15 protein-coding genes are annotated in these 21,505 nt (G+C 51.4%); 10 read left to right on the top strand and 5 right to left on the bottom strand.

The features are described from left to right. From QWY20_RS06955 to phoR, 4 genes are all read left to right on the top strand, one after another. The coding region (locus tag QWY20_RS06955; RefSeq protein WP_330128302.1) for a methyl-accepting chemotaxis protein at positions 1-1,610 on the top strand (1,610 nt) is incomplete at its 5' end. Positions 1,611-1,741: 131 nt separating this feature from the next. Beyond that, positions 1,742-2,758: a porin gene (locus QWY20_RS06950; RefSeq protein ID WP_330128301.1), complete on the top strand. Its 1,017-nt coding sequence runs from the start codon at positions 1,742-1,744 to the stop codon at positions 2,756-2,758. 182 nt (positions 2,759-2,940) lie between these two features. Beyond that, positions 2,941-3,627 (top strand): phosphate regulon transcriptional regulator PhoB, encoded by a 687-nt coding sequence (gene phoB, locus QWY20_RS06945; RefSeq protein ID WP_330128300.1) that lies wholly within the window; start codon positions 2,941-2,943, stop codon positions 3,625-3,627. A gap of 63 nt (positions 3,628-3,690) precedes the next feature. Next, positions 3,691-5,025, top strand: a complete 1,335-nt coding sequence (phoR, locus tag QWY20_RS06940; protein ID WP_330128299.1) for a phosphate regulon sensor histidine kinase PhoR — start codon at positions 3,691-3,693, stop codon at positions 5,023-5,025. Here the strand turns inward: phoR and QWY20_RS06935 are convergent. The 4 genes from QWY20_RS06935 to QWY20_RS06920 all read right to left on the bottom strand — a co-directional run bounded on the left by QWY20_RS06935 (position 5,005) and on the right by QWY20_RS06920 (position 9,910). After that, positions 5,005-5,634 (bottom strand): DNA-3-methyladenine glycosylase I, encoded by a 630-nt coding sequence (locus QWY20_RS06935; RefSeq protein ID WP_330128298.1) that lies wholly within the window; start codon positions 5,632-5,634, stop codon positions 5,005-5,007. The two genes, phoR and QWY20_RS06935, sit on opposite strands and share 21 nt — an antisense overlap. Next, positions 5,627-7,159, bottom strand: coding sequence for a Ppx/GppA phosphatase family protein (locus QWY20_RS06930; RefSeq protein WP_330128297.1), 1,533 nt, complete (start codon positions 7,157-7,159; stop codon positions 5,627-5,629). Before QWY20_RS06930 ends, QWY20_RS06935 begins: the two co-directional genes overlap by 8 nt. Continuing rightward, positions 7,156-9,282, bottom strand: coding sequence for a polyphosphate kinase 1 (gene ppk1 / locus QWY20_RS06925; protein WP_330128296.1), 2,127 nt, complete (start codon positions 9,280-9,282; stop codon positions 7,156-7,158). The genes QWY20_RS06930 and ppk1 overlap by 4 nt, the downstream gene beginning before the upstream one ends. A gap of 121 nt (positions 9,283-9,403) precedes the next feature. After that, complete coding sequence (locus QWY20_RS06920; protein ID WP_330128295.1) at positions 9,404-9,910, bottom strand: glycine cleavage system protein R; 507 nt, start codon at positions 9,908-9,910, stop codon at positions 9,404-9,406. A 371-nt stretch (positions 9,911-10,281) separates the two neighbouring features. Between QWY20_RS06920 and QWY20_RS06915 the strand changes: the two genes are divergently transcribed. The 6 genes from QWY20_RS06915 (at position 10,282) to QWY20_RS06890 (ending at position 18,940) form a co-directional block, all read left to right on the top strand. Continuing rightward, positions 10,282-11,244, top strand: a complete 963-nt coding sequence (locus tag QWY20_RS06915) for a PstS family phosphate ABC transporter substrate-binding protein (RefSeq protein WP_407935410.1) — start codon at positions 10,282-10,284, stop codon at positions 11,242-11,244. A 151-nt stretch (positions 11,245-11,395) separates the two neighbouring features. Then, positions 11,396-13,696: an ABC transporter permease subunit gene (locus tag QWY20_RS06910; RefSeq protein ID WP_330128294.1), complete on the top strand. Its 2,301-nt coding sequence runs from the start codon at positions 11,396-11,398 to the stop codon at positions 13,694-13,696. A gap of 15 nt (positions 13,697-13,711) precedes the next feature. Then, entirely contained in the window at positions 13,712-15,370 is a 1,659-nt protein-coding gene (gene pstA / locus QWY20_RS06905) for a phosphate ABC transporter permease PstA (protein WP_330128293.1), read from the top strand. Positions 15,371-15,430: 60 nt separating this feature from the next. Next, positions 15,431-16,243 (top strand): phosphate ABC transporter ATP-binding protein PstB, encoded by an 813-nt coding sequence (gene pstB / locus QWY20_RS06900; RefSeq protein ID WP_407935406.1) that lies wholly within the window; start codon positions 15,431-15,433, stop codon positions 16,241-16,243. A gap of 39 nt (positions 16,244-16,282) precedes the next feature. Then, positions 16,283-16,984 (top strand): phosphate signaling complex protein PhoU, encoded by a 702-nt coding sequence (gene phoU / locus QWY20_RS06895; protein WP_330128292.1) that lies wholly within the window; start codon positions 16,283-16,285, stop codon positions 16,982-16,984. A gap of 204 nt (positions 16,985-17,188) precedes the next feature. Beyond that, positions 17,189-18,940 carry a Na/Pi cotransporter family protein gene (locus QWY20_RS06890; RefSeq protein ID WP_330128291.1) on the top strand — a complete coding sequence of 584 codons (1,752 nt, stop codon included), beginning with the start codon at positions 17,189-17,191 and terminating at the stop codon, positions 18,938-18,940. Positions 18,941-19,055: 115 nt separating this feature from the next. On the opposite strand, the gene QWY20_RS06885 is transcribed toward QWY20_RS06890, so the two are convergent. Then, on the bottom strand, positions 19,056-21,335 hold the full coding sequence (locus QWY20_RS06885; protein WP_330128290.1) for a S8 family serine peptidase: 2,280 nt from the start codon (positions 21,333-21,335) through the stop codon (positions 19,056-19,058). Between the last annotated feature and the right edge of the window lie 170 nt (positions 21,336-21,505).

Genomic DNA, 21,505 nt, shown 5'->3' with positions numbered 1-21,505 from the left:
AAGAAGAGTTCAAAAAAAATCCCCCAGTAAAAACTGGGGGATATTTGTGTATAAGAGACAGCTTTATGGGGGGGCCGGTCTACCATCCGGTGCATAGTCCAGAGCGCGCAGTGGGTTTTCTGATTGCCCAAATTCCAGCTCAGATCTACACCAGTATCATGACTGGCGGACAAGCATGGGAGACTATAGGCCTAGGTCAAACGGGTGAAGCCTATCTGGTTGATCAACATGGCTTGCTGTTGACTGAGTTGCGGCCAATGTTGCAGCAGGATCAGAAACTGCTGTCTGGCATGGCGGCGCAAGGCCTGGATATCTCCCGGATGCAGCGGCTCGGACGCACTGCAGGTATTTTGCAATTGACTGAGATGCAAGCCGTCCAGCGGGCCTTAAACGGAGAGCAAGGCATAGACTTGGCTGAGGATTATCTGGGGCAGAGCCAATTGATGAGCTGGCAGCCAATGCTACTGGACGAGCAACGTTTTGCACTGCTTACCCAGCAGGCCCCTGCCGAAAGCTTTGGCGCCATGGCGCAGCTCACCCGAAATATCTGGCTGAGTGTGCTGTTGGCGGTGTTGATCCTAGGTGCACTGTCGGCACTGATTGTTAGTTTTTGGGCGCGTTATCTTGCGGAGCCTTTGGTAAAGCTCAGTCAGATGATTTTGTACAGCGCCAAAGAGCGTGATTTGCAGCAACGTTTTACCGCATTGCGTCAGGATGAAACCGGTGATATCAGCCGGGCTTTAAACCAGTTGTTCAGTAACTTTGCCAACCTGATTACGCAATTAAAAGACAGCGCCAGCCATACTGCCAGTTCTGCAACCCAGAATGTGCAGATAAGTTTGGAGTCACAGCAACAGGCCTCACAGCAGCGCGTTGAGCTGGAAGATCTGCAGCGACAAAGTGAGCAAATGATGCAGGCTCTGGCTGAAATGACGAAGCAGATGATGCACGCCGCAGAGCAAGCTCAGCAAAGCGATGAGCAAGCTGGACAAGGAGCTGAGGAGGTTGCGAACATGTCGCAGCAGATGCAGGCATTGGCTGAGCAGGTGGCGATGTCAGGCAGCAATATGCAGGACTTGCAGCAGGCTGCTGATGCTATTGTCTCGGTACTGGATACCATCAAAGGGGTGGCCGAGCAAACCAATTTATTGGCGCTGAATGCTGCCATAGAAGCCGCCAGGGCCGGAGAGCATGGCCGTGGTTTTGCGGTAGTTGCCGATGAGGTTCGGCGTTTGTCGGCCAATACCCAGGAAGCAACGGCCGAAATTCAACAGATGATCGATCGACTGCGCCGAACCGTGACCGAAGCGGCTGAGGCGCTCAGTCAGGAGCAGCAAAGTGCCGAAGCCTGCATGGCTGGTGCCGCTGCTGCCGAGCAGTCATTGCATCAAATTCGAGCTGGTATCAGCCAGATCCGTCAATCTACAGCTTTGGTGGCTGATGAAGCTCAGGCGCAAAACACGGTCACAGAGCGGATCAGCCGACAATTGGCCCAGATCCAGCAGGCAGCTTTGCAAACCGAGACGGCCATGCAGCAGTTGGCACAGACGGCCGAATCGCAAGAGCAGGCGGCTATTGCCATGCAACAAGCCGCAGAGCAATTTCGCTAGCATCATTTGTCACAAAATCGTCATTGAGCTGACATTTTACTGTCATGAAATCTGCAGATAATGAGCGCGCAAACACAAGAACTTAGGAACTCTAAAGTTCCGCACCAAACAACAATGACTGGAGATTTCTCATGAAACCAATGCGCTTAAGCCTGATTGCTGCTGCCCTGACATCGATGTTAGCGGTACCTGCTCTGGCAAACGATATCAACGTCAAAGTATCAGGTCGTGCCCATCTATCGGTGGATCATCTGAACGATGGCGTGGATAGCGGTCTGAACCTGTCCAGCAACTCCAGTCGCCTGCGTTTTGCTGCCAGCACGGAAGTGGCGGAAGGCTTAACAGCTGTGATGCAGCTGGAGCAAAATATTCGTTACGATCAGAGCGGTGGTAACTTTGCGACCCGCGATTCTTTCCTTGGCTTGCGTGGTGACTTTGGTTTGGTTCGGATGGGTTTCTTCGATACCCCGCTGAAAGCTGTACGCAGCCGTACTGATATGTTCGGTGACCGTGTTGGTGATGCCCGTAACATCACCAGTGGCCCTGGTATGAGCTTTGATAACCGTTATCGCAATGGTCTGCATTACCGCAGCCCGGCGATGAATGGCTTTACTTTTGATTTCCAGTACACACCACACAACGCCAATGATGCGACGGTTGAGAATGACCGTGAGTCGTTCAGTACCTCATTCACCTACAATGCCAATGGCCTCTATGCTGCCATCGCATATGAAACCTATGAGAATGCTGCTGGTGATGATCCTAATGCTTTGCGTTTGGGTGTCAGCTACGATGTGAGCAAGCAATTCAAAGTTGCGGCCTTGTACCAAAATGCCAGCAACCTGGTGGGTGGTGATCGTAATGTGTGGGGTATCGGTGCCAGCTACAAAATTGAAGACTACACTTTGCGCGGTCAATTCTATCAAGCCGGTAAAAATGACCTGGCGGATTCTGGTGCCAACATGCTGGCCATCGGTGTCGATCGCAACTTTGGCCGTGCTTTGACCATGTATGCCGTGTATGGCTTGACCTCAAACGACGATGCAGCAGCCTTCACCATTGCCAGCGGCGGTCGTGATACCCGCTTGCCTGCCCTGGCTGGTGAAAACAGTTCAGGTTTCTCACTGGGTTTGATCTACAACTTCTAAACCTGTTACTCCCTGTTACCCTGGATTTAGCCCTCCTGATTGGAGGGCTTTTTTTGTATTTATAATGTTACTTTTTGTGGCTATGAATGCCATTTTCTTAACTTGCTCGGTTTTTTTCATAAATCTGTCATAATTGACGTAGATAATAAGCATACTCAGGAACTTAGCAAATGGTAGAGAGTATGGCACGTAGAATTCTGGTGGTGGAAGATGAAGCCCCAATCCGTGATATGTTGTGTTTTGTGCTGGAGCAAAACGGCTACCAGGCGAGTACCGCAGAAGATGTGGATCAAGCACTGGAGCAGCTGGTAGAGCCTTACCCGGATCTGGTGTTGTTGGACTGGATGCTACCAGGTGGCAGTGGTATTCAGATTGCAAAAAAAATGAAGCAGCACGAGCTGACGCGGCAAATCCCTATCATTATGATCACCGCCCGTGGTGAAGAAGAAGACAAAGTCAAGGGGTTGGAAGTCGGTGCTGACGATTACGTCACCAAGCCGTTTTCACCTAAAGAATTGATGGCGCGTATTAAAGCGGTGATCCGCCGGGTCTCGCCAACCAGTTTGGACGATGTGATTGAAGTGCAGGGTTTAAAGCTGGATCCTGTTTCGCACCGGGTCAGTGCCAAAGACGAAGCGCTGGATATGGGGCCGACCGAGTTTCGCTTGCTGCACTTTTTTATGACGCACCCGGAGCGGGTGTACAGCCGTGAGCAATTACTGGATCATGTCTGGGGCACCAATGTGTATGTGGAAGATCGCACCGTCGACGTGCATATTCGTCGCTTACGCAAAGCTATTTCACCTGCCGGGCATGATCGCCTGATCCAAACGGTACGGGGTTCAGGTTACCGTTTTTCACTGAAGTAAGCTATGCTGGCGTGGGCCAACCAACTGGCTTGGCCCTGAATACTCTAAGTCTGGGATCGGACCATGCGTTTACCGCTGTCAAAATGGAAAGTACTGCGCCGGGTCGCACTGTTTTTGCTGCTAGCGCTTGGTGCCGGTTGGCTGTTTGATGCCGCCTGGCAATTTTGCCTGCTGGTTGCTTTGGTGTTGCTGGGGTGGCATTACAAGCATATTTTTATGCTGGACCGTTGGTTGTGGCAGGATAAAAAACTAACTCCACCCGCCGGGGATGGCGTCTGGCAGCAGGTGTTTGATGGCATCTATACCCAGCAGCGACGCGATCGGAAAAAGCGTAAAGAGTTGCGCGCCCTGGTACGCCGTTTTCGCGATGGTGCTGAAGCCTTACCGGAAGCTATTGTCGTGCTCAGCAAAGACTGGACCATCATCTGGTGCAATCAACTGGCACAAATCCTTGTCGGCCTGCGCTGGCCGTCCGATCACGCCCAGCGCATTGACAACCTGATTCGACACCCTGAATTTCAGCAGTACCTGCAACAAGGTGACTTCAAAGCCGCCTTAGAACTGGCCTCGCCTATGAATGAAGAGCTGACGCTGGAGTTCCGGCTGATCCCCTACGGCGAAAGCGAGCAATTGCTGATCGTGCGCGACATTACCCATCTAAAACAGCTGGAGCAAATCCGCAAAGACTTTGTCGCCAACGTATCGCACGAACTAAGAACACCACTGACGGTGTTGCAAGGCTATCTGGAAGTGATGGAAGCCGATGAATTGCCAGAGCAAGGCGTTTGGCGCAAAGCGCATCCTGTGATGCTGGAACAAACCCGCCGCATGGACTCGCTGGTGCAGCAACTGCTGACCTTATCACGCATTGAATCCAGTAGTCGTGGCAATTTTGATACCGTGGTGGATGTGCCGGCGATGTTGGTAGTATTGCAGTTGGAAGCTGAAACGCTGAACCGGGAAAAACAGCATCGTATCCAGTTTGATATAGAGCCTGGTTTGAAAGTGAAGGGTATTGCCGAGGAGCTACGCAGTGCTTTTTCCAACCTGGTCACCAATGCGATTAAATACACGCCTCCCGGCAGTGATATTCAAGTGAGTTGGAAGCGTCAACACCAAAAAGCGGTGTTCGCGGTAAACGACAACGGCGATGGTATAGCACCGCAGCATGTAAAACGGCTGACCGAGCGTTTTTACCGGGTCGATAGTGCCAGAAGCCGCGCCAATGGTGGCAGTGGTTTGGGCCTGGCCATCGTTAAGCATGTGCTGTCACGCCACAATAGTCGGCTGATTATTTTCAGTGCGCCAAAAGAAGGCAGCAGTTTTTCTTTTAGTCTGCCAGCGGAGTTGGTGATACCGGTGAAGAAAAAATCGCAGCTAGCCAAGGCCAAGGGCTGAATAGCTGGCAATCACCTGCTCGCGACGAAAACAATCCAGGCTATGATCGTTGACCATGCCACAAGCTTGCATGTGAGCGTAGATGATGGTGGAGCCGACAAATTTAAAACCGCGCTGTTTTAAATCCTTGCTCATGGCATCGGACTCTTTGCTGGTAGCGCGGTAATCTTCCGGGCCGCGAATGCTACTAACCTGCGGTCTGCCATCGACAAAGCGCCACTGGTAAGCAGCAAAACTGCCAAAGGCTTCCTGAATGGCCAAAAAACAGCGGGCATTGTTGACGGCCGCTTCCACTTTTAACCGATTCCGGATAATGCCGGGATCTTGCAGCAGCTGCTCAATCCGTTGCTGGTCAAAACGCGCCACTTGTTCGGCATCAAAGCCGGCAAAGACCTGGCGGTAATGCGGCCGTTTTTTCAGCACCGTGTACCAGCTCAGGCCGGCCTGAGCGGCCTCCAGCGTAATAAACTCAAACAGTTTTTGATCATCAAACAACGGCACTCCCCATTCGTCATCATGGTAGGCCACATAATCTGCTTTGCTGCAATCCAGCCAAGGGCAACGTCTGCTTGCGATGGCCGCAGTTTCGGTAGTGTTCCCATCAGGCATCGTCAGGCTCCTCTGGTTGCAGCGGTGGTTGAAAATGAAAGCCGGCCTTAGCCAGCCAGGTGGTCTCTTGCTGCAAATCGGCCTGCAGCAGCGGTTGCAGCTGCAACCAGTCGGCTGGTAAGTCAAGGGCGAGGGCATGTTCACTGGCCTCGATACTAAGCTGTGGCAACCAGTCATCACGGCGTTTTTGATTCAGCAGCACACACAGACGCAGCAGCACCAGCAGACGCATGAGCTGATGCGGCGGGTACAGGTACAATGTGGGCAGGCTCAGGCCTTTTAATTTGCTGCGATGGTAACGGACCAAAAAAGCCAGCAGCTGCTGTTGCTCCTGGTTAAAACCAGGCAGGTTGGCATGTTGCAAAATATAAGCGGAGTGCTTTTGGATGCCGGATGAGTTGATTTGCAAGCCAATTTCTACCACCTGACAGGCCCAGAGCAATAATTGCTGTGCTTCGGCTGGGATCTGCCAGCTGTTGGTGGCTTGTGCCAGCAAATTGGTTGCGGTGCGCTGCAAGCGTTCGCTGTGCGCTGCATCCACCTGATAGCGCTGTTGTAAACTGGCAATGGTGCTCTGACGAATGTCTTGCTCATAACGGCGCTGACGCATTTCGTTCAGTACGCCTTCGCGCAGCGCCGCTTCACAGTACTGCATCTCCTGAATATCCAGCATCTGAAAAGCAGCGATGGCGATACTCAGCGCCGGCGCCAACAGGGCCCGGCGATCATCGCTCAGGCCTGCCAGCTCCAGCGTCTGGATATGGCCAGCCTGGATCAGCAATTGTTTTAATTGCAACAGTTCGTTAAGACGCAGTACCCCATCGCTTTGCAGCTGCTGCTGCAAAATATCGCGCAGTACTTTCACCGAGCCGGAGGTACCCAGCGCTTGCTGCCAGCCGGTTTTTTTAAAGGCACTGGCGATGGACTCAAGCTCCTGTTCGGCCTGCAGGATGGCACGGGCAAAGCGTTTGGCCGAAAGTTTGCCACCGGCAAAAAACTCTTTGGCGTAACTGACGCAGCCCATGTTGCGGCTACTAAGACGCAGCACTTCAAAACCCTGCCCAAGCGCAAACTCGGTACTTCCACCGCCAATGTCCATCACCAGCCGGTGCTCGGCAGCATGTTCAAAGTGTGCCACCCCCTGGTAGATGTAACGGGCTTCTTCCTGGCCGGAGATGATTTCAATCGGGTAGGGAAACACGCTGCGGGCCCGGCGTAAAAAAGTCTGGCTGTTGCTGGCCCGGCGCAGGGTGTAGGTGGCGATGACCCGCACTGCATCGGCCGGTATGCCGGATAAGGTATCGGCAAACTGTCGCAACACCGACAGACCGCGCTCCATTGCTTCCTCGCTGAGGATGAGATCGCTGTTTAACCCTTCGGCCAGCTGAACTTTTTGTTTTTCGCGGTGCAGCAGTTGTAAATCGCCATGCAGATCGCGGGCAATCACCAGATGAAAGCTGTTGGAGCCTAAATCAACGGCGGCCATCAGGCTGCTGCTGGTTACTGAAGTATCGGTTTGACTCAATCGGGTGTCCTTGCTGGCAAGTCCTGTTGCAGAGCTGCCAGATAATCGTAAGTAGCTTGCTGTGAGCGGATATTACGTTTATTACCACGCTTCACATAGCTGTTGCTTTGGCTGGCATCGAGCAGCCGCCCTTTAACGTTATCTTTTAGCTGGATGTGCAGGATGTCAAGGATTTGCTGCTTTAAGCGTAAATCGTAGATCGGCACGCCGACTTCAACCCGATGGTCGATGTTGCGGGTCATCCAGTCAGCAGACGAAATATACACCTCGGTTTCACCGCCATTATGAAAGACATAGACCCGGCTGTGCTCCAGATAGCGATCCAACACACTGACGACCTTAATGTTCTGGCTCAACCCTGGTACACCCGGGATCAATGAGCACATACCACGAATGATCATGCGAATTTTCACCCCGGCTTGACTGGCCTGATACAGCAAGGCGATGATGTCTTTATCCACCAGGTTGTTTATTTTCAGGATAATTTCAGCTTTGCGACCTGTGGTGGCAAAGCCAATTTCCCGTTGGATCAGCGCGACCAGGCGTGGTCGGCTCCAGGTGGGAGATACAATCAGATGATTGAACTGATAGGCCCGGTAGCTGTACTCAATAAACTCAAACACCTGATCCACTTCTGCAGTGATTTCCGGGTGACAGCTAAACAAACTCATATCGGTGTAGATGCGGGCGGTTTTTTCATTGAAGTTGCCGGTTCCGATATGGGCATAGCGCATTGGTTTGCCACGTTCCAGTCGGGTGATCAGACACAGTTTGGAGTGTATTTTTAAGGTGGTCAGGCCAAATACCACATGGATGCCAGCTTCGGTCATCTTGCGTGACCAGTTGATGTTATTTTCTTCATCAAACCGTGCTTTGAGCTCTACCACCACAACAACCTTTTTGCCGTTGCGCACGGCATCGACCAACGAACTGATCACCCGTGAGTTTTTGGCCACCCGATACATGGTCAGTTTGATGCTGCTGACTTTAGGATCAAAAGAAGCTTGGCGGATCCATTCGGTAAAATAGCCAAAATCCTGGTAGGGATAGTGCAGCAGGATATCGCTGGCGCGAATGGCGTCAAAGCTGGTGGTATATTGCTCAAACTCCGGGCTTGGCAATGGTGGTTGGGTTGCAAACTCCAGGCTGTGATGGCCCATATTCGGAAAGCTGATAAAGTCTTTAAAGTTGCGGTAGCGCCCGCCAGGGATCAAGGAATCCATCGAGCTGGTACCCAACTGCTTGCGCAGTACTTTCAGCATGGCCTCAGGCATATCTTTGTCGTAGACCAGTCGCACCGGCTCTGATTTCAGGCGTTGGCGGATCCCTTTGGACATTTTATCCAGTAAGCTTTGATCCAGTGTATCACTGATGTTGTACTCGGCATCGCGGGTCATTTTCAGGGAATAGCCCTGGATCTGCTCGAACTCGAAGAAGCCGCTGAACAGGTCGGCCAGACAGAGCAATAAAATATCATCTAGCAGCATCAGTTGACGGCGGTAATGGCCATTTTTCTTGCGGGTATTGAGCTCGAGCGGTAGTTCGACAAAGCGGGATAATTCCTGGGTGGGCACCTCAACAATGGCGTATTCGGGTTTGCCCTGACCACTCATTTCAACAAACAAGTAGGTGGTGTTGTCTTCCAGCGAGCGCGCCAGTCGTTGCTCCTCATTGCTTAAGATGATCGGTGAAATGTGCTTTTTTACTTCGGTGCGAAAATAATTGCGCAGCCAGTCGATTTGTGGCTCGGTTAAGCGGTTATGATCAATCAACTCAATACTGTGCTTGCGAAGTTCCAGCTGTATATCTTTATAGATCTGATTGAACTGCTCTCCCTGCTCAATCACTTTTTGCTGAATATCCTGCAGCAGCTGCTCGGCATCTTCATCCGGGCTGGCCTGATACTTCTTCAATAGAATGCGCCGCTTCACATCAGCGACCCGGACGCGAAAGAATTCATCCATGTTGTTGGAGTAAATCCCTAAAAAGCGCAAGCGTTCAATGGCCGGGTTGCGGGTATCGGCAGCTTCCTGCAATACCCGGCCGTTAAACGACAGCCAGCTCAGTTCACGCGGGATCATTGGGACTTGCAGTGTTTCAGATAAGGGATGATGAGTTTCCATAGCAGGGCTCCTTACAGCTATGGCACTACTCTATGGCAGTTTTATGACAATTGGATGAAGCGGCCAGAGGCCGCTGCAAAAATAAGTGTCCTCTTGGGCACAGGGTGTTGGCGGTGGCAAATCAACTGGCGACTTCCACATCCACCACCACATCCGTTGCGATGGCTTCCAGCGCCGCAATCACTTCATCCCGGCTTAAACCAGGTGCCAGCTCTACGGTGGCGATAGCGTTAAACAAGGGCGAGCCCCAATTGGGCGCACTCTGCTTAGAGCTTTCAAAGTGGATGATATTGGTGCCTTTGTGCTTAATCACCGAGGACAGCTCGCGCACAATGCCGGGGCGGTCATTGCCGGTAATCACGAACTTCAGCAACTGCTGATTTTGGCTAGCGCTGTCAATGCCATGATGAATGTGAATATCCAGATCGGTAATGGCTTGCAATGCCTCGGTTAATTGGGCCAGGTCAGTTTCTGCCACCTCCAGTTGTACAATACCGGCAAAGTAACCCGCCAGGTGGCTGAGGTTACTGGCCATCCAGTTGCCATTGTGTTGATTGACCACGGTAGCCAGTTGTTCTACCAGGCCAGATTTATCGCGTCCTATGACGGTCAGGACCAACTGCTTCATAACGATTCCTTTTGTGTTGACGTCAGTATGGGGGAGTTCATTCTAATAGTTATTAGGAACAGGGTTCCATGCGACTAAGTGTAGCCAGCAGGTCGCAGGAATAAAGTAGGGTAGGATAATTTTTTTGTCATTTTTGCAGTTAAATAGCATAAGGCATCATGACTTATTTATAAGTGCCTGATTTTAAATGGCCAAATGGCAACCTACCACAAAGTAGGTAATTGGCATGGCAAGCAAAATAAAATGTATTTTCGTCATATTATTGTCATATGGCTGCATTAGGATGGCAGGGTGTTAAGCAATAACCCATCGCGATTCGATGTTTTAATTCCAAAAATAGGTAGGAGACGACCGTGAACGCATTGAAGAAATTGACCAAACTGACTGTGATTGCCGCAGCTATGACTTTCGGTATCAGCAGCGCTGTTGCCAGTATCGATCCAGACATCCCAGCGTATGAGCGCGTTAGTGGTGTTTCTGGTAACGTTACTAGTATCGGTTCCGATACCCTGAACAACCTGATGACACTGTGGGCTGAAGAGTTTGCTAAGTTCTATCCAAACGTCAATATTCAGATTCAGGGTGCGGGCTCCTCAACTGCTCCGACTGCCTTGACCGAAGGTACCGCCAACTTTGGTCCTATGAGCCGTGCCATGCGTGATTCTGAGGTGCAGGCTTTTGAAAACCGTTACGGTTACAAGCCACTGGCTATCCCTGTAGCGGTGGATTTACTGGCAGTCTATGTCAACAAAGACAACCCAATCGAAGGCATGACCTTACAACAAGTGGATGCTGTTTTCTCTGTAGGTCGCCGCTGTGGTGCTGACGCTGATATCACCCGTTGGGGGCAGTTAGGTTTGGGTGGTCAGTGGGCTAACCGTGACTTTACCCTGTATAGCCGTAATGCGGTATCAGGTACCTACGGTTACTTTAAAAACAATGCGCTGTGTGGCGGTGACTTTAAGCCTAGCATCAACGAGCAGCCAGGTTCTGCTTCCGTGGTACAGGGTGTGAGTGAGTCACTGAACGGTATCGGCTACTCTGGAATTGGTTACATCACTTCTGGTGTACGTGCTATTCCTTTAGCGGCTAATGCTGGCGAGCCTTTTGCCGAGCCTAACGGTGCCAACGCTGCCAACGGTACTTACCCGCTGGCTCGCTTCCTTTACGTGTACATTAACAAGCACCCGAACCGTCCGTTGAACACTCTGGAGCGTGAGTTTATTCGTATGGTGGTGTCAAAAGAAGGCCAGGAAGTAGTAGTACGTGATGGCTATGTACCAATTCCAAATGCAGTATCTCAGCAAGTGTTGCGTGATATCGGCGTCCTGTAAGCCGACCTGATGACGTAAAAAAACGGGCTATGCTAAATAGCCCGTTTTTTATTATTTCAGAAATATGACGGCAGCTGTCATATTTCTGAAATAAAGCTGCGTTACAGTGGCGAGCATCCAATTTTGTCCAACTCATTACATGGATTATGCAATGCAAACATCAGATGTGAGTTCACCCGGCAAGGCGCAGGTTTCAGTAAAATCCTTGCTGCCATCCGGCGAGAAACGGGCCCGCCTGCGGCGCTGGCGAGGCATTAAAGATGGCATCTCCAAATACGGTATTGGCCTGGCTGGTATCAGTGTGGTGATCGCGCTGGCGACCATCTTTATCTACCTGTTCTCAGAAGTCGGGCCGATATTCTCTTCGGCCAAAGTGGAACACAGTCAAAGTTTCCAAGTGCCCTTGATGCAAAATGAGCAGGTTCTGCATTCTACCCTGGAGCGCTACAATGGCATCGGTCTGATGGCTACCAATCAGGGGCGCTTGCATTTCTTCAATACTCTTGATGGCTCCGACAATAAAACCGAGTATCTGAGCTTGCCAGATGAGACTGAAATCACTGCTTTTGCTGCTGGTCATGCCCGCTCAGGGTTGTTGTTGTTTGGTCTTAACAACGGCAAAGGTACGGTTGCGAAACATGAGTATGATTTGAGTTATCCAGATGATGTCCGATTGGTGACGCCGAAAATTACGTATCCCTTAGGCCAGGATTTGCTGGTGCTTGATGAGCAAGGCATGCCGCTGAAAGCCATGGCTATTCAGGAAGGGCGCAATGGCACAGGCATCGCGGTCTATACCGCCGATGGCCGGTTGGGATTGAATGTCTTTTCCACTCGCACCAACTTTATGACCGGTGGTGTCACGGTGCAGCGTACCAGCTATCAGCTGCCATCGGCGCCCGCCTCAGTCAGCCAAATTCTGCTGGATTCTGCGCTTCGTAATATGTATGTGGCCGACAACGAGGGCTACATCCATTATTACGATATCGTCAATCCAAGCCAGGCTTTTTTTGTCGAGTCGGTGCGGGTGGTCGAGCCGGGTCAGCGTATTACCGCGATGGAGTTCTTAAACGGTGCTGTCTCGATTATTGTTGGTTCCAGCAGTGGTGCCGTCAGTCAGTGGTTTTTGGTACGGGATGATAACAATGTCTCTAGTCTGACCCGTATCCGGGATTTTCAAAAGCACCCGGCTGCGATTCGCAGTATTGCAGCTGAGTACACCCGTAAAGGCTTTATGGTGCTGGATGATGCAGGCTATATTGGTATTCACCATGGTACCGCGTCGCGTACTTTGCTGCTGCAGTCGCTTGGCAATGGCATCACGGCAGATAAAGTAGCCATTTCACCGATTAATACCGCTTTTTACGTGCAGGATACCACGGGGAAAACGCACTTCTTTAACAAGGACAATGCCCACCCGGATGTTTCTTTCCGCTCACTGTGGAATCAGGTGTGGTATGAAGGCCGGCAAAAGCCTGAATATGTTTGGCAGGCCTCATCGGGCTCAAACGAATTTGAACCCAAGATGTCGTTGGTGCCACTGACCATAGGTACCTTAAAAGCCGCTTTCTTTGCCATGTTGTTTGCCATGCCTTTGGCCATTATGGGGGCCATATATACGGCTTACTTTATGTCGCCGAAACTGCGCGGTAAGGTTAAACCGACCATTGAAATCATGGAAGCTTTGCCGACGGTTATTCTGGGCTTTTTGGCAGGCCTGTGGCTGGCACCTTTTATTGAAGACAACCTGCCAGCAGTCTTTTCTATCCTCATTTTGATGCCGGTCGCCATGCTGTTGATGGCTTATGCCTGGCGTTTCTTTCCTGCGGCCATCCGCCACCGGGTGCCCGGTGGTTGGGAAGCAGTTATCTTAATTCCGGTTATTTTGCTGGTCGGCTGGCTTTGTGTCAGCGTGAGCCCGGCGATTGAACTGGCATTTTTTGATGGCAGCATGCGGCAATGGTTTACTGAAACCGGTATTACCTACGATCAGCGGAATGCGCTGGTGGTTGGCATTGCGATGGGTTTTGCGGTGATCCCAACCATCTTCTCGATTGCAGAAGATGCGGTCTTTAATGTCCCTAAACACTTAACTCAGGGATCATTGGCGTTGGGTGCTACCCCGTGGCAAACCGTGATGGGTGTGGTGATACCTACTGCCAGCCCGGGTATTTTCTCGGCCGTGATGGTGGGTTTTGGTCGTGCGGTAGGTGAAACCATGATCGTCCTGATGGCGACCGGCAACAGCCCTGTGGTGAACTTCAATATCTTTGAAGGCATGCGGACCTTATCGGCCAATATCGCGGTAGAGCTACCGGAAACCGCTGTCGGCAGCACCCACTTCCGGGTTCTGTTCCTGGCAGCACTGGTACTTTTTGTTATTACCTTCTTCGCCAATACCCTGGCCGAAGTGATACGTCAGCGTTTACGTAAACGCTACAGCAACCTGTAATTGGAGCAAAGACAGATGAGAGCTTGGTTTCGAAGCGGAACTCCATGGATTTGGCTAAACGCCGGTGCGCTGGCGCTGAGCCTGGTGATGGTAATAGGGTTGCTGACATTAATTGCAGTACGTGGTTTCAGCCACTTCTGGCCGGCCGATATCGTGCAGCTAACGGTGCTGGACGGAGAGCGTCAGACTGTGGTGATGGGTGAGCAGGTCCGAAGCCAGACACTGGCCAGCAACGTCATTCGTGATGCTGGCGTTAAGCTGGAAGGTGATGACCCACTGATCACCCGTTATTTACTGAAAGTTGGTAACCGGGATGTGTTTGGCCGTGATTTTCGCTGGTTCCTGCAGCCGCATGTACTGAAGCGCGAGTACCCGAAAAATGCCCTGGCACTCGAGCGGCGCGAGTGGGGGAACTTCTATGGTTTGCCAGTACGCTTACTGGAAGCTGATCAGGTCATTGCTGAAGGCGATGCTGTGTTGGAGCACTTGCCAGCCCGCATCAAGCGCGTGAATGACTTATACAAGCAAATTCGTGGTATTGAGCGTGGCGCCATCGGTGATATCAACCACCGACTGGAGCGGATCAGGCTGGATGAGCGCCGGCTGGAGCTACGTGAAGTACCAGAGTATCAGCTGGAGCAGTTCCGTCAACAAGCCGCCATTGAGCGGGATTCATTGGAGCACGATTTCCTTGAACTGCGTGGCGAGTTGGATCAGCTGTATGCCGCGGCGAAGCGGGATACGCTGGTGATGAAAACTGCCGATGGCCAGGAAGTCAACCTGAACGTGGGTATTATCGTCAATGCCTGGGCACCGAATCAGATGAATGTGTTTCAAAAGCTAGGACATTATTTCCCGGAGCTGTGGCACTTTTTAACCGGTGAGCCGCGTGAGGCCAATACCGAAGGCGGTATTTTCCCGGCTATCTTTGGTACCGTTACTATGGTGCTGCTGATGTCGGTGATTGTGACGCCCTTTGGTGTCCTGGCGGCAATTTACTTGCGAGAATACGCCAAGCAAGGGCCTCTGCTGAAAATTATCCGGGTGTCGGTATACAACCTGGCCGGGGTACCGTCGATCGTGTTCGGTGTCTTTGGTTTGGGCTTTTTCGTCTACATTATGGGCGGTAACATAGACCAACTGTTTTATCCGGAGTCGTTGCCAACGCCGACTTTTGGCTCACCAGGCTTATTCTGGGCTTCGTTAACCCTGGCATTATTAACCTTGCCGGTGGTGATTGTATCGACCGAAGAAGGCTTGTCACGGATCCCAAGTACCATTCGTCAGGGCAGTCTGGCATTGGGAGCGACCAAATCGGAAACCTTGTGGAAAGTGGTGGTTCCGCTGGCGGCACCTGCGATGATGACCGGGTTGATTCTGGCGATTGCTCGTGCTGCCGGTGAAGTGGCTCCACTGATGTTGGTGGGCGTGGTGAAATTGGCTCCAAGCTTACCGATTGATGGCAATTTCCCCTTTATTCACCTGGATCGGCAGATCATGCACCTAGGCTTTCATATCTACGATGTGGGTTTCCAAAGCCCGAACGTTGAAGCCGCGCGGCCACTGGTGTACGCGACAGCCTTAACGCTGGTTGCCCTGATCATGGTATTGAATATGACGGCCATCAGCATCCGTAACCGCCTGCGTGAAAAATACCGCAGCGATTCAGACTAACCGGGAGTGACGAGAATGCAAATGAATACGCAAGCAAAATCCACTCAGTCTGCAGAGAAGATGACAATGAAGAACGATGATGTAATGAAAAATGAGCCAGAGCTGAGCCTGGCGGATGAAAAAATTAAACTGACGGTAGAAAACCTGAATTTATACTATGGTAACTCGCAGGCGCTGAAAAACATCAACCTGGCTATTCCGGAAAAGCGCGTCACTGCCTTTATCGGCCCGTCAGGTTGTGGTAAGTCGACCTTGCTGCGCTGCTTTAACCGGATGAACGATTTGGTTGATATCTGTCGTATTGAAGGTGCCATCAAAATGGATGGCCAGAACATCTACGAACCTAAGGTGGATGTGGCTGAGCTGCGCCGGCAGATTGGCATGGTGTTTCAAAAGCCAAACCCGTTTCCAAAAACGATTTACGAGAACGTGGCCTATGGGCTGCGTCTGCAAGGCGTCAATGACAAGCGGGTATTGGATGAGGTGGTTGAAACCTCATTAAAAGGGGCGGCGCTTTGGAACGAAGTGAAAGATCGCCTGCACGACAATGCCTTTGGTTTGTCCGGCGGTCAGCAGCAACGTCTGGTGATTGCCCGTGCTATTGCTATTGAACCCGAGGTACTGCTGCTGGATGAACCGGCATCGGCGCTGGATCCGATTTCGACGCTGAAAATCGAAGAGTTGATTTACGAGCTGAAAAGCAAGTACACCATCGTAATTGTCACCCACAATATGCAACAGGCAGCCCGGGTGTCGGATTACACCGCCTTTATGTACATGGGCGACCTGATTGAACACGATGTTACCAACAAGATGTTTACCAACCCGGCGCAAAAACAAACCGAAGACTACATCACAGGCCGCTTTGGTTAATTGCCTGATGATCAACCGACAGACTCAAAGGAGCAGGTGATGGACAAACTGAATTTATCAAAACACATTTCCAGTCAGTTCAATGAGGAAATGGAGCGGGTTCGTAACCACGTGATGGCAATGGGTGGTTTGCTGGAGCAACAGCTGCAGGATGCGCTGAGTGCTATCAGCCACAACGATGCCGAGTTAGCGCAGCAAGTGATCGATACCGATATCAAGCTGAACAACTGGGAAATCAAAATCGACGAAGAGTGCAATCGCATCATTGCCAAGCGTCAACCTGCAGCCAGTGACTTACGGCTGATTATGGCGGTGCTGAAAACCATCACTGATCTGGAGCGGATGGGGGATGAAGTACGGCGGATTGCCAAAGTAGCGCTGGAGTCGTTCAACGCACATCAGCAGGATTTGCTGGTCAATCTGGAAAATATGGGCCGTCATGTTGGTGGCATGCTGCATGATGTGCTGGATGCTTTTGCCAGGATGGATCTGGAGTCTGCTTACACCGTGTACCGCGAGGACAAAAAAGTCGATCGTGAGTACGAAGCCATTACCCGTCAGTTAATGACCTACATGATGGAAGATCCACGTTCCATTCCAAAAATCATGAATGTACTTTGGTCGGTCCGCTCGCTGGAGCGGATAGGCGATCGCTGCAAAAACATTGCTGAATACATTGCCTTTTTTGTCAAAGGCAAAGCAGTCACCGACAGCAGTGAAATGGAAGCTGCTGGCGAATAAATCCTTACTAGTTGCCTAGTTAGCGTCAAATCTCTCTAAGCCTGGTTACCTCGACTGGGCTTTTTTCTGCTTCATCAGCTAATATTTCATTTTTATTACCGAATGCAGGCGCTATAATGCCGCCTTAATTGCACTAATGCATAAAATATGACCGCAACGGCCTGGTATTTCACCAATCGAAGCGGCCTATTCAGGGCAAAACGCATGAGTTATTCATTGTTTGATTTTCTCCAGTTGGTAGGCTCACTGGGGATTTTTATTTTTGGCATGAAGATTTTCAGTGAAGGCTTGCAAAAAATTGCAGGCAACCGGCTGAAAGGCATCTTAAGCGGCATGACCCGCAATCGTTTAACCGGTGTTCTGACCGGCTTTGGCACCACCGCCATTACCCAATCATCCACCACTACCACTGTGATGGCGGTCAGCTTCGTGAATGCTGGCTTGCTGACCTTTGTGCAATCGACCGGCGTGATTATGGGGGCCAATATCGGTACCACCATTACCGCCTGGATGGTGGCGTTGTTTGGCTTTAAGTTTCAGATCACCCCGATCGCGGTTGCCGTCATCGGGGTATTTTTTGCCTTTTTGTTCTCCAACAACAGCCGGCTGCGCAATATTGCTGAAGCCATGGTTGGTTTTGGTATCCTGTTTATTGGTTTGGAGTTTATCAAAGGGGCTGTGCCGGATATCCGTGCCAATCCGGAGATGTTTGCCTTTCTGGATGCCTTTACCGAGTACGGTTATTTATCGCTGCTGTTGTTTGTCTTTGCGGGCACGGTGTTAACCTTACTGACCCAATCCTCCTCGGCAGCGACTGCTATCACGCTGGTGATGCTGTTTGAAGGCTGGATATCTTTCCCGATTGCGGCAGCGATGATCCTGGGGGAGAACATTGGTACCACCGTAACGGCCAATATTGCGGCCCTGGTGGGCAACGTGCATGCTAAACGGGCGGCCCGCTTCCATTTCTTCTTTAATATCGTTGGGGTGATCTGGATGATGGCGATCATCTTCCCGATGCTCAGCCTGATGGACACGGCAGTGCAATATTTTACCGGCAACCCGGTCTCGGTGATGGACAGTACACAAGAAGCCCGCGCGAATGCTACCCTGGCGCTCTCTTTGTTCCATACCACCTTTAACGTATTAAACGTGGTGCTGTTGTTTGCCTTTGTGCCCTATCTGATTCGTTTTGTTGAATTTATTCAGCCGGATCGTGGCGGCGAGGATGAAGAATTTCACCTGCGTTACATCAGTGCCGGCGTGATGACCTCGCCAGGGTTATCGGTCGCCCAGGCACAGAAAGAAATTCAGCAGTTCGCCGGTGTAGTGGAAAAAATGCATGAGTCGGTTACTGAGTTGCTGTTTGAGCCAGGGAATAACCGCGAGAAACTGATGGAAAAAATCCAAAAATACGAGGATGCGACCGATCAGTTGGAAGTGGAAATCTCTGATTATCTGGTACGGGTCAGTGAGCACACCAATCTGGAACACTGGATGACGGAACGCATTCGCTTTATGCAGACCATGATCAACGATATGGAGCGAATTGCTGATATCTACTATCAGGTGTCTAAATTGTCGGAGCGGATGATCGAGACTGAGTCGACCTGGCCAGAAGATGCCAGCAAGGAAATGGCTGTGATGATGACGGCTTTGCAGCACGCCATTGTCGCGATGAAAAACAATGTGGCGAAAGAGCCTGCAGCGGTTAACCTGAAAGACGCCATTGTACTGGAAGATAAAATCGACAAGCTGCGCGACGAATACCGCAACAACCATTACAATCGGTTGGAACGAGGTGAGTACGCGCCGCGTGCTGGTGTGATCTTTATCGATATGCTCAATCGATTGGAGCGTATTGGTGATCACGTGCTGAATGTGAATGAGTCCGCATCGGGCCGTCGTTTGAAAGCGATGCGGATCGATGGTCAGGCACAGGCACGCAAGCAGTAGGTTTCATCAGTGATTATCTGGCCTGACAGGCGGGTAGGATCGGATAGATGATGTGCCAGTAAAAAAGCGCCGCTCAATGAGCGGCGCTTTGTATTTCAGGGAGAAATGACAGGGTTTACTCGTACCGTACTTCCAGCTTCATGCCACTGACTGCACGGAAGGCATGCAGACCAATGTGCCAGGTTCCAGCTGTTGGGTTAGTAAAGGTACAGGTTTCGTTGTTGCCGTTGGTGCCAGGTTTGCAGTCGAACTGCGTTGCTGTTGGCACAGCACCGTGACGGACATGCAAATCGGCATCACCGCGGCCACCAGAGATTTCAACCACCAGGCTGGTTGCACCGGCTGGCACATCCACACTGTAGTAATCCCAGGCACGACGATCAATGCTGATGTTGTTTACAACATAACCGCCAGCATCTGGTACATCCGGCTCGTCCGGCTCTTCCGGTGCAGTGAAGCTTCCTACCAGGCTAACACCACTAAAAGCAGTATAGCCATTGATCATCACATGCCAGGTACCTTCTTGCGGCGTGGCAAAATCACAACGCTCTTCGTTGCCAAAGCGGAATGGCCGGCAATCGTAATCGCTGAGGGTTGGCGCTGAGCCAAACTTCACATACAAGTCTGCATCACCGGTGCCGCCAGACATCACAAAGGCCAAATCGCTGGCATCAGCAGGCAGCTGCATGGTGAAGGATAATTGTTCACCGGTGCCGCCAGACAGGCCGGTTACCGGGACACCATTTTGCAGCTCGGTGCCTGGCTCTGGATCCGGGTCTACCGGGTCATCCGGTAAATCAGCACCTTCACAGCCATTAGCGGTCAAATAATCCACCGCGTCTTTTGCCTGTACCAAACCCCAGCCATAAGAGGTATCACGGCCTGGTGCTCCCAAATCTTCCGCAGAAGCAGCCAGCGCAGCACGAATTTCGGCATTGGTACATTGTGGGAAGTGGCTCCATACCAGAGCGGCAACACCTGCAACGTGCGGTGATGCCATTGAGGTACCGCTCATCAGGCCATAATTGCTGGCACCTGAGGTAAAGTTAGCTACATCACCCAGTTGCCCCATCAATACGTTGCCTTCTTCTTGCGACAAACTTACTGCTGGAATGGTGGTGGTTGGGTTGTCACCGACAGTGCCACTGAAATTACCTGGCTCGTTGTTGTAGATAATGGCTGCTACACCGCCACCATCCTGACAGGACTCAACTTTTTGGGCGAAAGACACCTGTCCACGCTCCATCAAGCAAATTTTACCCACCATATCATCACAGGTGGTTAAGCCCAGACCACAGCTGGCAATTTCTGCCGTCATGCTGCCTGAGCCAGCGCCAGAGATAGGGTTTGGATTAAAGGCAACGCCATTGACTGACAGCAGCGACTCAACACCTGTCCCTTCCGGATAGGTTGAACGTACGTCAACCCCAGGAGCTGCCAATTCGACCTGCGCATTACGTTGTGAGAAGCCGGCCAGTGTTTTGCTGCTATCCACTGCAGCGACTGAAATGACTGAGTCGTAGGAGGCAGGGTAAGACAGGGCGGTATTACCACCGTTTCCAGCCGCAGCCACCAACAGCACGCCGGAGTCGTAAATACTTTGCATGGCATTGCGCTCAGCCACGCTCGAGCCTGCGCCACCTAAGCTCATATTGACTACGGTTGAGCCATTTTGAGCACAGACGTTAATGGCATTGACTAATGAGGATGAGTAACCCCAGCCAGCGGCATTAAAGACTTTCACAATATGCAGTTTGACTTCGCCATTTGGCAGCACGCCAACAATACCGACATCATTATTCAAAGCAGCAATGGTACCAGCAACATGAGTACCGTGTGGGCCACCGGCTTCAAACCAGTTGCCAGTGCCTGGATCATTGGTGCCAGTGATGTTGCTGCTCAGGAAATCCTCATGCGGCAGATCCAGGCCAGAGTCGATGACACAAACGGTCTGGTTGCTGGCAAATTGATCGGAGACCTGATCGGCTTGTACCATGGTAAAGCCATACGGAACTTCCTGCGCCATTGGGTAGCGAACCAGATCCGGTTCAATCAGTTCGATGCTTGGATCTGCTTGCAAGCGCTTCAAGGCGGCTTCTGGCAATTCAGCAGCGATGGCGCGTTGAGGTCCAAGGATCAGCTTGGTTTTCGCACCCATACGCTCTAGCGCACGAGCAGAGGCCTGCAGTGCTGCTTGCTCGTGGGACTCTCCCGGCCGCAATGAAATGCTTTGTTGAGCCAGGTGGTCGGCTTTGTAATGAATGATGAAACGATTGGAGCTTGGCTCGGCACTTTCTGAAGCATGAGCTGCGATTGGGGCAGCTAAAGCAGCAGAAATGGCCACTGCGACTAAACTGCTCTTGGCTCCCGCCAGAGTAGCAAAAGATTTGGACATGGGTTCACCCTCCCGAGGTGATTATTATGGTTATGGTAGTAGCGCACTTATCTGAGAAGCAGACAGCAGGACAGACTCAAAAAAACAGTGGCGACCCTGAGTCAATGTAGGTCAGGCTCTATGGCTCATTAACCTTAAACATTGTTGCTTAGTTAACTTATAACATTGAA

The sequence above is a fragment of the Alkalimonas cellulosilytica genome, from assembly GCF_036325985.1.
Taxonomy (GTDB): domain Bacteria; phylum Pseudomonadota; class Gammaproteobacteria; order Enterobacterales; family Alteromonadaceae; genus Alkalimonas; species Alkalimonas cellulosilytica.
Note: the sequence above shows the minus strand (reverse complement) of the source record. Positions and strands in the feature narration are given on the sequence as shown.

Bases quoted from the DNA above. Each gene is read 5' to 3' on its own strand.
- QWY20_RS06950 (WP_330128301.1), top strand. From the start codon at position 1,742: ATGAAACCAATGCGCTTAAGCCTGATTGCTGCTGCCCTGACATCGATG.
- phoB (WP_330128300.1), top strand. From the start codon at position 2,941: ATGGCACGTAGAATTCTGGTGGTGGAAGATGAAGCCCCAATCCGTGAT.
- phoR (WP_330128299.1), top strand. From the start codon at position 3,691: ATGCGTTTACCGCTGTCAAAATGGAAAGTACTGCGCCGGGTCGCACTG.
- QWY20_RS06935 (WP_330128298.1), bottom strand. From the start codon at position 5,634: ATGCCTGATGGGAACACTACCGAAACTGCGGCCATCGCAAGCAGACGT.
- ppk1 (WP_330128296.1), bottom strand. From the start codon at position 9,282: ATGGAAACTCATCATCCCTTATCTGAAACACTGCAAGTCCCAATGATC.
- QWY20_RS06920 (WP_330128295.1), bottom strand. From the start codon at position 9,910: ATGAAGCAGTTGGTCCTGACCGTCATAGGACGCGATAAATCTGGCCTG.
- QWY20_RS06910 (WP_330128294.1), top strand. From the start codon at position 11,396: ATGCAAACATCAGATGTGAGTTCACCCGGCAAGGCGCAGGTTTCAGTA.
- pstA (WP_330128293.1), top strand. From the start codon at position 13,712: ATGAGAGCTTGGTTTCGAAGCGGAACTCCATGGATTTGGCTAAACGCC.
- pstB (WP_407935406.1), top strand. From the start codon at position 15,431: ATGACAATGAAGAACGATGATGTAATGAAAAATGAGCCAGAGCTGAGC.
- phoU (WP_330128292.1), top strand. From the start codon at position 16,283: ATGGACAAACTGAATTTATCAAAACACATTTCCAGTCAGTTCAATGAG.
- QWY20_RS06890 (WP_330128291.1), top strand. From the start codon at position 17,189: ATGAGTTATTCATTGTTTGATTTTCTCCAGTTGGTAGGCTCACTGGGG.
- QWY20_RS06885 (WP_330128290.1), bottom strand. From the start codon at position 21,335: ATGTCCAAATCTTTTGCTACTCTGGCGGGAGCCAAGAGCAGTTTAGTC.